This window comes from Companilactobacillus kimchii DSM 13961 = JCM 10707 (assembly GCF_001435445.1).
GTDB lineage: Bacteria > Bacillota > Bacilli > Lactobacillales > Lactobacillaceae > Companilactobacillus > Companilactobacillus kimchii.
The window spans coordinates 1-12,820 of record NZ_AZDH01000001.1 but is presented as its reverse complement, the minus strand read 5'-3'; the positions used below and the strand labels follow the sequence as shown (position 1 = coordinate 12,820).

The 12,820-nt window shown below is 35.5% G+C and carries 9 protein-coding genes; 3 read left to right on the top strand and 6 right to left on the bottom strand.

Features of this window, described 5'->3' with window-relative positions:
- Window positions 1–158: 158 nt before the first annotated feature.
- The 6 genes from FC97_RS00050 to FC97_RS00025 form a co-directional block, all read right to left on the bottom strand.
- Window positions 159–1,286, bottom strand: a complete 1,128-nt coding sequence (locus FC97_RS00050; protein ID WP_054642587.1) for a 5-methyltetrahydropteroyltriglutamate--homocysteine S-methyltransferase — start codon at window positions 1,284–1,286, stop codon at window positions 159–161.
- Window positions 1,287–1,884: 598 nt separating this feature from the next.
- Window positions 1,885–4,296, bottom strand: a complete 2,412-nt coding sequence (locus FC97_RS00045; protein ID WP_200958240.1) for a hypothetical protein — start codon at window positions 4,294–4,296, stop codon at window positions 1,885–1,887.
- A 433-nt stretch (window positions 4,297–4,729) separates the two neighbouring features.
- Window positions 4,730–5,734: a D-2-hydroxyacid dehydrogenase gene (locus FC97_RS00040; RefSeq protein WP_054642583.1), complete on the bottom strand. Its 1,005-nt coding sequence runs from the start codon at window positions 5,732–5,734 to the stop codon at window positions 4,730–4,732.
- Between the two features lie 94 nt (window positions 5,735–5,828).
- Window positions 5,829–6,746 carry a DMT family transporter gene (locus tag FC97_RS00035; RefSeq protein WP_054642582.1) on the bottom strand — a complete coding sequence of 306 codons (918 nt, stop codon included), beginning with the start codon at window positions 6,744–6,746 and terminating at the stop codon, window positions 5,829–5,831.
- A 170-nt stretch (window positions 6,747–6,916) separates the two neighbouring features.
- On the bottom strand, window positions 6,917–7,387 hold the full coding sequence (greA, locus tag FC97_RS00030) for a transcription elongation factor GreA (RefSeq protein ID WP_054642581.1): 471 nt from the start codon (window positions 7,385–7,387) through the stop codon (window positions 6,917–6,919).
- 139 nt (window positions 7,388–7,526) lie between these two features.
- Window positions 7,527–8,963, bottom strand: coding sequence for a C69 family dipeptidase (locus FC97_RS00025; protein ID WP_054642580.1), 1,437 nt, complete (start codon window positions 8,961–8,963; stop codon window positions 7,527–7,529).
- 128 nt (window positions 8,964–9,091) lie between these two features.
- Here FC97_RS00025 and FC97_RS00020 point away from each other — a divergent pair, with 128 nt between their 5' ends.
- From FC97_RS00020 to FC97_RS00010, 3 genes are all read left to right on the top strand, one after another.
- On the top strand, window positions 9,092–10,384 hold the full coding sequence (locus tag FC97_RS00020) for a nucleobase:cation symporter-2 family protein (protein WP_054642579.1): 1,293 nt from the start codon (window positions 9,092–9,094) through the stop codon (window positions 10,382–10,384).
- 103 nt (window positions 10,385–10,487) lie between these two features.
- Window positions 10,488–11,264 carry an FAD:protein FMN transferase gene (locus tag FC97_RS00015; RefSeq protein ID WP_054642578.1) on the top strand — a complete coding sequence of 259 codons (777 nt, stop codon included), beginning with the start codon at window positions 10,488–10,490 and terminating at the stop codon, window positions 11,262–11,264.
- A 123-nt stretch (window positions 11,265–11,387) separates the two neighbouring features.
- A complete protein-coding gene (locus FC97_RS00010; RefSeq protein ID WP_054642577.1) occupies window positions 11,388–12,185 on the top strand; it encodes an FAD:protein FMN transferase in 798 nt (265 codons plus the stop codon).
- Window positions 12,186–12,820 lie beyond the last annotated feature (635 nt).

The following is a 12,820-nucleotide window of genomic DNA, read 5'->3' as shown; positions in this document are numbered from 1 at the left end:
TTGTAAGCCGGTTTACCACCAATCAAAGTGAAGTGTGTAGTCTACAATCCTGTTGAATAAGTCTGCTAAAATTTTCATCATAATCAGTACCTCCAACATAGATAAACTTTAATTTCTACTTATATTATAGTTCTCGTTGAAAGCGCTATCAATAATTATTAACCCCAAATTTCATCTTGAATTGATTTAACTAATTTTAATTTAGCCCATTCTTGTTGTTCAGTTAGAACGTTGCCTTCCTCAGTAGAAGCAAAACCACATTGAGTTGATAACCAGAGACGATCCAGTGGCAAATATTGACTAGCTTCTTTAATACGATTAATGACTTCTTGACGGTCTTCAAGTTCACCTGATTTAGTTGTAATTAAACCCAAAACAACTTTTTTGTTACCTGATACTTTGGCAAGTGGTTCAAAGTTACCGGCACGTTTTGAATCGTATTCTAAGAAATAAGTATCAACGTTTTCTTTAGCAAATAGTGTGTCAGCGACAGGGCCATAACCACCGGAGAAGGCAAAGTCAGAATGGTAGTTACCACGACAAACATGAGTATTGATGGTTAGGTCTTCAGGAAGATTTTCAATAGCTTTGTTGTTCAATTCAAGTAGAATATCTTGAATACCTGAGTTGGCATAAGCTTTACCGTCAGGGGTTTTTAAAAAGCCTTCATCTAGGAATAATCCCCATGAACAGTCATCTAATTGAATGACACGAGCACCCTTATCGTAGAAAGCCAAAATAGCGTCGTGATAAGCTTTTTCGATGTCTAAATATAAATCATTGATATTTGGGTAAAATTCTTTAATCTTATCATCGTTAGTTCCACGAATCAATTCGATATAGAGCTGTGAAGGAGCAGGGATAGTTTGCTTAGGTTCGATGTCTAAATGATCAGTTAATGATTTGAGAAATTCAAAATCTTTGATGAAGGGATGAGTTTCAGGATTAAATTTGATGTGTCCCGATAAGATAGCAGTATCGTCACGAGTTTCCTCATGAGCAAAATGATAACCTTCGCCGTAATGAATATGATCAATACCCTCAAATCCCCAGAAGAAATCCAAATGCCAATATGAACGACGGAATTCGCCATCAGTAGCGTAATCTAAGCCTGCGGCAACTTCTTTGTTAACAAGATCTTTGATGGCTTCATTTTCAACGGTGGTTAGTTCCTTTTGAGTAATTTGATTATCGAAGTAGTCTTGGCGGGCCTGTTTAAGGACGTCTGGTCTGAGAAAACTTCCTACATGTTGGAATCCAATTTTACTTGTTGTTTTAACTGTCATATTTAAATCCTCCTGGGTCTATTTAATCTTTTGTGGTGGTTGAATGATGAGTTAGAGAAATTCGAATGTCCCATGGACATTCCCATAACACTCCCTAAAACGACAGAGTCGTTAAGGGATAAAAGGAAATACGAATGTTCTACGAACATTCCCATAACACTCTCTAAATGACAAAGTCATTAAGAGATAAAAGGAAATACGAATGTCCTATGGACATTCCCATAACACTCCCTAAAACGACACAGTCGTTAAGGGAGTGTAAAAAAAATCGTCCCTACAATACAGAATTTATCTGCACTGTAGGGACGATTACTCGTGGTACCACCCTAATTTATACTTTGCTTACACAAAATACCTCAACGACACTGTCATGTCTGGGATGATATCGCATCCTTGCGTATTCCTGGCTTTCACTAGGATAAGACTCCAAGCTCATCTTCAATTAATTGTTCATTCCGTCTTTTCACTGGCTGACGGTCACTGGGAAATTACTGGATTAATTTACTCTTCTCTTCAACGTCTAATTTGATTAAATAGATTTTAATTATTTGATTGGTGAATAAGTTACACCCCGAATTATCTTTTGTCAAACATCTTTTTAAATACTGTTGGTGACGTACCAAGTTACGGTTCCACTATACTTGCCGGCTTCGCTAATTCCAGTTTGTTTCAGTAAAGGTCCAGTATTATCTGTCCAATCTTTTGAAATTACTGTTGTTACTAGTTGATCACTAACAACGTCGTTTTCGGCAATAGGTACTTCTTCTGAGGTTAGATCATAAACAGTTCCATCTTTCTTTTTATAGACTAATATTCCATTAAAATTAACGTTGCCTTTTTTAATTTCTGAAGTTGAAACGGATAGTTTCCAAGGATTTCTTAAGCTTGTAACGCTGACTGAGAATCCATTTTTTCTTTTTAAGTATTCGTTGGTCGATAAATAGTTGACATCTTGGAAATCTAAGTCCTTGGATGCATTCACATTCAAAAATTTATTTTGTAAGACATTAACGGTATATGTAACAGTATTCGATTTAATATCATCCTTATCGGTAGCGGTGACGGTAATCTTTTGAGTAGTTTTTTCTTTAAAAATATTCCAGAAATCATTGCCAATAATACTTCTCAAAGGAATAGTTCCAATAGCTGATGTATCGGTTGAGTTGGCTTGAGTACTGGTAGTATAAGTTTTATTGCCAACACTTATATCATAACGAATAGGGTCCTCTGCTTTGAAATGATGGTTTTTGTCATAACTAAGATGTGTGGGTAAATTTAAATTTTCGTTAGCATCGTTATAGACTATATTTATTGGGGCAGGATTTTTAAAAGTTAATAACCAATTCTTCTGATAGGCCACCGTGAATTCTGGAGTACTAGTTGTGGAAATTTGATTCTCACCTGAAAATTTGGCTGGTTCTTCAGGTACGTCGATGTCGTGGTCAGTTGTGTTCTCAGCTGTACCATTGATTGAAATATTGGCACTGGTATAAGCAGTATTGCTAACTTTGCCTAGGTTCTCTGCTAGTTTGAATTTCAAAGTTTGGGAAGTTAAGTTTGTGCCACTGATGTATTCGGTTTTTGTGTTTCCATTTAAGCTATTTTTGTAATTAATTGCAGCAATATTTCCATTGCTATCGGAATCATAATTAATATTAGATGGTAAATCAATTTCGGCGGCAATATTATTCCAATCAACACGACTATTTTCGGTATCATAATTGATGTCATAGTTAATTGTTAATTTGTCACCGTGGGCAATGCTTTTGTCAGTAGAGTCATCTGTGATCACTTTGTCCAAAGTGTTGTCAGTGATATTTGTTTTTGCATCGGCGTGAACTAGTGCAGGAATTGATTCGAAAACTACTAATTTACTGTAAACACCCTTTGAACTCCCATTGGCGCCGGTAAATCCCCAATATAATTTATTGTCCTTGATACTACCAAAAACACTAGGATCAACGTCTACAGTTTGATCAACTCGAGGATATCCGCTAAGAGTACTACTATCATTGTTAATTGTCCCATCTAAATATTTGTCATTAAAAGCATATTTTATTTGTGCTGATTTATCGTCTTGAGCGTGTTTCCAAGTGAAGGTAACATGATGCCAATAAATAGGATTGTCATCGGTACCAGCATCAACCAATTGTGCCGACTTAGCTCCAGAGTGAATAATAGAAGCAGCCGTTGTGAACCCCTTCCAAGCAGAGTTGGATTGGTTGGAAGCCCCTATTGGTAAAAGAGCATAACTAGTTGCTAAGCCCGGATAAGTTACCGCAATATGTCCGTAACCACCGCTAGCTCCAAATGAAGAATTGGAGGGATAGGTAGAAGGAATAGGAATTCTATTAGCAGTATCCTTTGTATCGTATCCATTTAATGTGTAATAGTATGTACCTTTGTAAAGGTTCGACAAGTCACCCGATTTATAAAGAAGTTGAATAGGGGCCTCATCTCTTGTTGAAAGAACGTCATTTATTTGGCTATCGAATTCTAGAGCCATACTGTTTTTAACAGCAGTACTAGCAATATAATCACGGTTAGCCACGACAGGGGATCCTTCTGTAAAATAATAATACGAGGTAGTTGCTTTGTCGTATCCATAAACTCCAAGTCCTTGGTAACCGGCACCCATAGCGTTATAACCACGAGGATCGTTTTGTAAAACTAAAGCCATCCCTTGGCCATTTAAAAGCTCATTATTAGTGGCTGCACCAAAGTATAACCAAGCAGAGACGGTTTGATCTTTGCGGATATCTATATAGTTTCCAGCCGAAGTGTCAGACCAAGCTGCTCCATAGGCACCAGAACCATTTGCTAAATCAAGAACTTGTCCATTTTTAGTAGTTTGAGCGTTGTTATTTATAAACGGATCATCACTAACATTCTTTTGGGGTGGAGAAATTCTAAAAAATTTGTGAATATCAAGCCCCGGAGGAGCGCTATCAATTGCTTCCTGGTCTTCAGTAGTACTGTTGGCCAAAGTAATGGTTGTTGTCGTTGCCAAAGAAAGGATTATTAAACAAAATAAAAGAGCAATCCAAAAAAATATAAGCAGATGTTTTAAGACTTTGAATACATCCATATAATCCATTCCTTCCTCAAAAAATAATTACAGGCTGTAAAGGCTATCAGCCTTATTATAGCAACGGAAAGATTGATTAATAGGTGTCTCGATTTTGTGGCATCGTTACATAATGGCTAGAAATCAATAGGGACAATTATTTGAGGAAGAATAGGCCAATATAAATTTATTTAATTTTAGAAAGTAAAAATATTATCTATAAATATTGTTAAAACAGCTTATACCAACACTATTATTTTTGAAATTTTAATTATTATTAAAAAAATAAAATTCAAAGTTTTATCGTTACAAATATTTGTGACGCTACAAAAAAAGAGACACTGTTTCCGAAAGGAAAGTGTCTCTTAGTTAAGTTCTATTTAGTTGTATCAACAATATTATTTGGCTTAAGACCTTCAATTAAGGCTTTGTTTGAATCGAATGAAGTTGTAATCATATTATGAATTGCTGTCTCTGTATAGAAGGCACTATGTGGAGTAATGATAACATTCGTTCTCTTAGCTAAGTTCTTGATTTTTTCGTTTGGAATGTTGTCAACACTACTCCAAACTTTACCGAAGACGGAGTTCTCGTTATCAAGAACATCAAGTCCAGCTCCAGCAACTTTACCACTGTCTAATCCTTTAATAAGAGCATCAGTATCAATTAATTCACCACGAGCACAGTTGATAATATAAACATCATCTTTCATTTGTGAGATGGCCTTATCGTTGATCATGTATTTATTAGAATCGAATAATGGAACATGTAAAGTAATGATATCTGATTGCTTGTATAGTTCTTCCAAACTATCTACGTACAATCCCTGTTTTTCGATGTCGTCGTTGTGGTAAACATCGTAAGCTACAACTTTAGCACCGAAGCCTTGTAAAATCTTGATAACTACACGGCCAATATGTCCGGTACCAACAACACCAACTGTTTGTTCACGATATTCTTTACCAATAGTAGGAGCCCAAGTGAAATCACCATTATCGAATTTCTCATCGAATTCGGGTACACGACGTAGTAAACGTCCCATCAATAGAACGGTATGCTCAGCGATGGCATTTGGAGAATAAACGGGCACATTTGTTAGAGTAAATCCAAGATCATTGAGATCTTTGAAGTTGAAGTTATCAAAGCCGACATTACGAATAGAAATGTACTTAATACCTAATTTATTAAGTACTTCCAAAGCTTCTCTAGTGTAGGGAGAAGTCTGTAATGTTACGACACCGTCAGACCCCTCAGCCAATCTAGCTGAATCGGCTGTTAAAGTGTATTTAGTGAAGCCTACTTCAACATTAGGATTAGCCTCTTCCCATTTCTTTAAAGATGGTTCTTCGTCTTCACGAATTCCATATGCAAATATTTTCATAAACGAATATTCCTCCTTTTAACGCACACCCTTATTAAAACAAAATTGTGAAAAAAAAAGAAGCCGAATCAATTATTCAGCTTCAAAAATTCAATTATTCAGTATCATAGCGGTTCAATACATAAATGGCTACGATAACAATAACGGCACCAATTACTTCGGCAAGGTTAACCGCGTAATGAAGAAAAATGACGCTTAAAATTAAAGTAGTGAAAGGTTGCACAGCATCAGTGATACTAACAATAGCGGCTGTAGTATATTTAGTACTGATAACCATCAATAGGAAGGCCAGAACTGTACCAAGCAAGATAACTGTACCAACACCTAGAATACTTCCAGCAGTCATCTTAGGAGCATTGACCCAGAAAGGATTGAATAAGTTGGAAATTAATCCGGCGATTAACATACCCCAACCGGTAATTAAGATTCCATGATATTTAGCAATCAGCTTTTGTGGGATCGTAATATAAAGTGCAGCGGTGATACCACTACCAATACCCCAAAGAACTGAAATAAATGGAATTGAGAGATGTCCTAAGTCACCTCGAGTAATCATAAGGACAACCCCAATTAAAGCAATGATAAAGGAAATTACGTCCACACGTGAAGTTTTCTTTTTAGTAAAGATTACGGCACCAATCATGATAAACAAAGGTGAGAGGTACTGTAGAATTGTTGCTGTTGATGAATTACCAGTTTTAACAGCGTGAAAAAAGGTAAACATATTAGCTAATAAACCAAAAACGGAAAAACTAAGTAGTGTTAGAAAATCTTTTTTATTTTTAAAAACAGCAAAGAATTCCTTTTTAGGTAAAACGACTAAGCCAACTGCTAACAAAAGGATACCAGCTATAAGTGTTCTGGTACCAATAAACCACATTGTGGGAATATTCAAGTTCTTAGCTACGAACTGTAAAACGGTACCCGAAACTCCCCAAAGAGCAGAAGCACAAAATGCCAGCCAGAAACCACGATCAAGGGTCTTCTTGGCCAACTTTTTACTTTCATCCATTAAAAAACATCCTCCTAAAAAATCAATACTTTATTATACCCGTGGTTGTCGAGTTTTGACTATTCTTTTTTTTATATCATGATGTTTATCAAGAATAGGTATGTAACAGGGTTAGCTTTAAACGGGCATTCTTTTAAATCGGTACGTACCATATTTAAATAATTATAAAATCAATTTAGTTTGATTTCGATGATTTTGACCTGATAGGAACCATCAGGTGCACTTACCGTTACGACATCATTGACCTTATGATTTTCCAGAGCTTTACCAATCGGTGAAGCAAAGGAAATCTTGTTTTGATTTAGGTTGGCTTCCTGTTTACCAACTAATTGATAAGTAACTTGATCATGATCATCCAAGAATTCAACCGTTACGAATTTACCGATATCCAGCTTGTCATTGTCAGCAGGGACGACGACATCAGCGTATTGAAGCTGTTTGTATAGAAAGCGTAGACGACCTTCCAAGTGACCAAGATCTCTTTTAGCAGTTGAGTATTCGGTATTCTCAGAACGATCACCCAAAGCAGCAGCGGCAGCCAATATTTTAATCTTTCTGGGACGAATTTCTTTCAAATGTTTGATCTCTTGCTCAATAGCTTTATATCCGGCAGGAGTCATCCTGTTAAATGTTGGTTCCATTTTGAAAAACCTCGATATATTAATATTTCTAAGTAGAAAGATAGTTCAATTTAAATTTGAAAGCAAGGGGAGATCAACTATAAAACATAACAAAAAATCCCTCCAACCCATCGAGAGTCAGAGAGATTATCATTTGATTTTATAGGTTAGCATCCATATTGAATGTAAGTTTTGAAAGATTGATACCCTTTGTATAAAGTTCACCAAAGAAGTCATGTGTCTTGTCTCTCATTTCCTTAACAACCTTTTGGTTTCTGTCAGTTAAGAATTCAACTAATTCGTCTCCTGAATAATTAGCGGCAAGCTTATCAGTTTCAGCAACTGAGGCACGTAATTGTTGGCGAATATCTGTTAAGTAGTCAATATCATCTTGGATGAATTCACTGTAGTTTGATTCAACAAGAACAGATAGAGCGTTATACATCCAATATGCATCCTTGAAGTTAAACTTGAGTGAAGCGTCGTTATATGAATCGTCTGTTTCATTCATGTTTGTGTAGAATGGAATGTATGGTGTAAATGTTGGGAATCCGATACATAACCACATGATAGCAGCATATTCTTCAGGAACGTCATTTCTGATTTGAAGAACATGTGAGTTTTGTGTTCTGTTCAAACCGATTGGACGGTAACGATGTTTGTCATCTTCTGAAGCATATGGGCTATATGGATCATAAGGTGTTTCGTTATAGTGTGAACCTAGAACATATTCAATATCATCAACAGTGATCTTGTGATCTGTCTTCATGATGAATGGTAGTTCACCATCTTCTGGATCTTGTTGAATCTCAGGGTTGAAGTACTTTTGACCGAACCATACACGTGGTGTGTTGTAGTGACGGTCTTTAAGATTATCTGTACCAAAGATATGTCTGAAGTTGAAACCAGTTTTGTCTGTGTTTAAATGGTTCTTTTCAACAAATTCTTGGATTCCTTCTGACCACATGAATTCATCAGAGTTATTGAAATCAACTTGTTGGATAGAAACACGGTTAGCACAAACGGCATAACTGTCATCAGGGATTCTTTGAGCTACCCAGTGATGACCTGTAACAATTTCCATGTACCAAACGTCGTCTTTATCACTGAATAGAAGTGAGTTACCAGCAGGTGAACCAAACTTTTTGATAAGATCACCAGTGCGTTGAACGGCAGCTTTAGCTGAATCAACATAAGGAAGAACCATACGAACAATAACGTCTTCGTCCATACCATCTTTAACTAATGGGTCAAAGGCTAATGCACGTTCATTACCGTAAGTACTTTCAGTAGCTGACATAGCAACATTCTTACCATTAATACCACTTTCGTCATAATAACCGAATTTCTTGTAGTCAACGTTAGGAACTGCAGGCCATTTGTAGCCATTTTCGGGAACTTCGGATTCGAAGCCGTTTAACCATGATTTAACTTTGCGACCTTTTTCACCTTTAACAGCAGGGTTTAATACGAAACTGTGTGGGGCAACGGCAAAAAATGTATCGTCATTTCTGGCGATCATTGTTGAACCGTCGATACTGGCGTTTTTACCAACTAAGATAGTTGTACAAGCGTCATCTAAATGATTTTTATTCATCTCTTAGAATTCCTCCTATTTTATACTGCCTTCATTCTATCATAGATAATGTTTTAATTAATCCAAACTTCGCCTTTAATAACTTTCAGAAAAGATGTTATAATTTTCTAAATATAGGAGGGGCAATAATGGATCTTAATATGAATGATAAGAGCGATTCTTTTTTTAAGAATCTGCTATTAGGATTTCAACATTTACTAGCCATGTACTCAGGAGATATCTTGATACCGATCTTGATCGGTGCATCTTTGGGCTTCAGCGCTAAGGAAATGACATACTTAATCTCAGTAGATATTTTTATGTGTGGGGTAGCCACACTGTTACAAATTAAGCGAACACCTTTGACTGGGATTGGATTACCGGTTGTTTTAGGATCGGCGGTCGAATATGTAACACCGTTACAAAATATAGGACATCACTTTGGAATAGCCTATATGTATGGCGCTATTATCGTGGCTGGTATTTTTATCATGTTAATTTCGAAAGTATTTGCCAAATTAAAGAGATTTTTTCCACCAGTTGTTACTGGTTCTCTAATAACTTTGATTGGGTTTACTTTGATACCGGTAGCTTTCCAAAATATTGGTGGTGGGGACGCTACTGCTAAAGGGTTCGGTAACCCAACCAATTTAATTTTAGGATTTTCAACAGCATTAATTATCGTTGTCGTAAGTATTTGGGGCCGTGGATTTATTCAACAGATTGCGGTTCTGATTGGTATTGTGGCTGGATATTTAATGGGAATCGGTATGGGTCAGATTGGTTTTGCAAGTGTTGGCTCAGCGCACTGGTTCCAAATTCCACGTCCATTTTATTTTGCAACACCTAAGTTTGAATGGTCATCAATTCTTGTTATGCTCTTAGCAGCTTTAACATGTATGATCGAATCAACTGGTGTTTACTATGCTTTAGCTGAATTGACAAAACGTGATTTGGATGAGAATGATTTGCAACGTGGATATGCATCTGAAGGGTTAGCTGCTATTCTTGGTGGTATCTTTAACACTTTCCCATACTCGACTTTCTCGCAAAATGTTGCGGTTGTTCAATTATCAGGAATCAAGAAGAATAAGCCAGTTTACTTCTCAGCCTTTTTATTGATCATCTTAGGCCTGATCCCTAAGGTTGGTGCGGTAGCTGAATTGATTCCTAATGCCGTCTTAGGTGGCGCTATGTTGATTATGTTTGGTACCGTTGGTATTGAAGGTATCAAGATGCTATCTAAAGTTAAAATGAATAATAATAATATTATGATTATGGCTGTTTCAATCAGTTTGGGACTTGGAGTAACAGTTCAACCAACTCTACTTCATTTCTTACCATCAACACTACAAACTATTTTAAATAATGGTTTAGTTGTCGGGAGTTTTTCAGCAATTATTCTGAATTTACTTTTGAATTCTAATAAAAAAGAAGCTTAAATCTTTCCACAAACTTTGGTCATATTTTCATCACATTTAGTACGTATACTTATCGATAAATTAGATGAGCATACGTATTTTTTTACGCAAAGGAGTGATAAATATGACTGAATATAAATACATAAGTACCGTTTTAAATAAATTTGATCTGCCACTCGAAATTAAGTTGGCAGTACCTAAAGAAGAGATCTTTGATCAGAGTATTTTAGATCAAACTGTTATGCAGGTCGATACCCAAGTTAAGAAGTATGATGAATTGTTCTCAGTAGAAAATAAGGATTCTTTCTTAAGCAGATTTCAAGATGGCGACGAAACAGCTTTAATGATTTCTGAAACGTTTAGAGAAGTCTATGAACAAACAATTACAGCTGAGCAAATGACACAACATTACTTTAGTTCCTACTATAATGGTAAATATGATCCGGTTGGTTTGTTAAATGGTTGGATTATTGACCAACTGTTCAATCAATATTTAATTAGACTACTCAGTGTCGACAATATTGATGGAGTATCCTTGAGATGTGGTGAAGATGTTCGTTTGGCTAGTCGACCTGATATTGATTTCAATTGGCGCATTGCCATTAAAGATCCCAATAATCTAGATATTCTGTTGGCAACTTATTTCTTGAAGAATGGTGCAGTTTCAACTTCTAATGAAGTTCACAGTTTGAGAAAAGAATCTAGCAATATTGAGCAAGTAACGATTGTAACTAATAATACCTTGGATGCTAAGATTTGGTCTTCAGCCGGAATATCTGCCGGAACTAATAAGTTCCCACAATTCATCGAGAGGTACCATCTGACTGGAATGATTGTCGATAGGAATCTCGGTATGGAAAACTTTCGTGATGGGTTTACAGATAAAATAGCTTTAAAGTGAGATGTATAACGACGTTATACATCTTATTTTTTTGTCATTTTATTCTAATTTTAGTCATAAATAATTCAAATTCACCCGATATACTTTAAAGTGTATTAAGAATTAGAAACCGAGGTACATTAAATGAAAAATGAAAAGTATTATTTAAAAACTAAAACAATCAATCAAATGAATATGAATTTTTTAATTAAATTAGCAACACTAACAACGAACGTTACCGTTATGGAACTCCTAAAAGTAGCGACAGAAAGAATTGATGAACGTCTGCAAGAAATTGATCGTCAATTTTCTGCCTTTAGATATGACTCTTTAGTATCCAAGTTTCAACGTGGCGATCAAAAACCTCTAACAGCCTCAAATGATTTTAAACAGATTTATAATTCAGCCATATTGTCAGAACAGATGACTAATGGTATTTATAAACCATACTTTGCAGGTAAGTTTGATCCTTCAGTTATAGTTAGAAACTGGGCAATTGAACAGGTATTTGATGAAACACTCAAACCACTTTTGAAAAATCCCGAAGTAGTGGGAGTTTACTTGAGTGGTGATCGAAGTATTAAATTTGCTACCAAACAAAATTCTGATTTCCATTGGGAAATTAATATTTCTAACGTTGAAGAAGATTTGACGACCTATTATTTGAAGAATGGCGCTATTTCGACTTTTGAAAATGACGAATTTTTAGGTAACACTTATAAAATGAACCAGGCCGATAATCATCAGACAACTGTTATTAGGAGTAGTCTGATTGAGGCTAGTATTTGGGCCCTAGTAGGTTCTTCATCTAAGAAGGAAGAGTTCATGTCCTTCATTAAACATTACAATTTAACCGGTATTGTTGTTGATAAACAAGATAATATTTTGAACTTCAATTTAGGCTCAATTATTGATAATAAAGAAACAGTATTAAATAAATAAACCCCAAAAAAGCTTCAATAGTTTGAATGTGAAAACTCAAATTATTGAAGCTTTTTTTGTACTGAAAAACTTACTGATATGGTATTTGTTTAAAAATTATAAAATTTCACTATTGAAGGTAAGTTCAATTTTGCATACTCATTTCGAAAATGTAGGACAAAAGTCGAAATGAAAGCGCATTCCAATTTGCTATTTTCTGGGCTAATCTATAGACGTGGAGCGGAGGTGAAATGTTGGATGACAGGGAAACGGTCGTATTAAAGCAAATAATTCATTTTCAGGTTAGTAAAAGTTTTGAACTGGAACGTAAATTAAATTTAACACCGAGACAACTTTCATATTCATTGAAAAAAATAAATATTGAATTGAAAAGAAATAATTTGTCCTCGATTACTAGATCTAATTCAGGGCAATTCTTTATCCCTAATGAATCAAAAAACTTTTTAGAAAAACAGATACAGAATATTCCCGATACAAACAGATATTTTAACGAAGATCAAAGAATGTACCTAATTATCTTGTACCTTCTTACTAGCGGAGAAATAGTTTCATTAGTTCATATATATGAATTCTTAAATGTAAGGCAGATTGTAAAATTTAAGTTGAACATTTAAGTGGACAGAAAAACCCATCAA

Excerpts from the sequence above, each read along its gene's own strand:
- greA (WP_054642581.1), bottom strand. The coding sequence starts at position 7,387 with ATGGAACCAACATTTAACAGGATGACTCCTGCCGGATATAAAGCTATT.
- FC97_RS00035 (WP_054642582.1), bottom strand. The coding sequence starts at position 6,746 with ATGGATGAAAGTAAAAAGTTGGCCAAGAAGACCCTTGATCGTGGTTTC.
- FC97_RS00020 (WP_054642579.1), top strand. The coding sequence starts at position 9,092 with ATGGATCTTAATATGAATGATAAGAGCGATTCTTTTTTTAAGAATCTG.
- FC97_RS00040 (WP_054642583.1), bottom strand. The coding sequence starts at position 5,734 with ATGAAAATATTTGCATATGGAATTCGTGAAGACGAAGAACCATCTTTA.
- FC97_RS00015 (WP_054642578.1), top strand. The coding sequence starts at position 10,488 with ATGACTGAATATAAATACATAAGTACCGTTTTAAATAAATTTGATCTG.
- FC97_RS00050 (WP_054642587.1), bottom strand. The coding sequence starts at position 1,286 with ATGACAGTTAAAACAACAAGTAAAATTGGATTCCAACATGTAGGAAGT.
- FC97_RS00010 (WP_054642577.1), top strand. The coding sequence starts at position 11,388 with ATGAAAAATGAAAAGTATTATTTAAAAACTAAAACAATCAATCAAATG.
- FC97_RS00025 (WP_054642580.1), bottom strand. The coding sequence starts at position 8,963 with ATGAATAAAAATCATTTAGATGACGCTTGTACAACTATCTTAGTTGGT.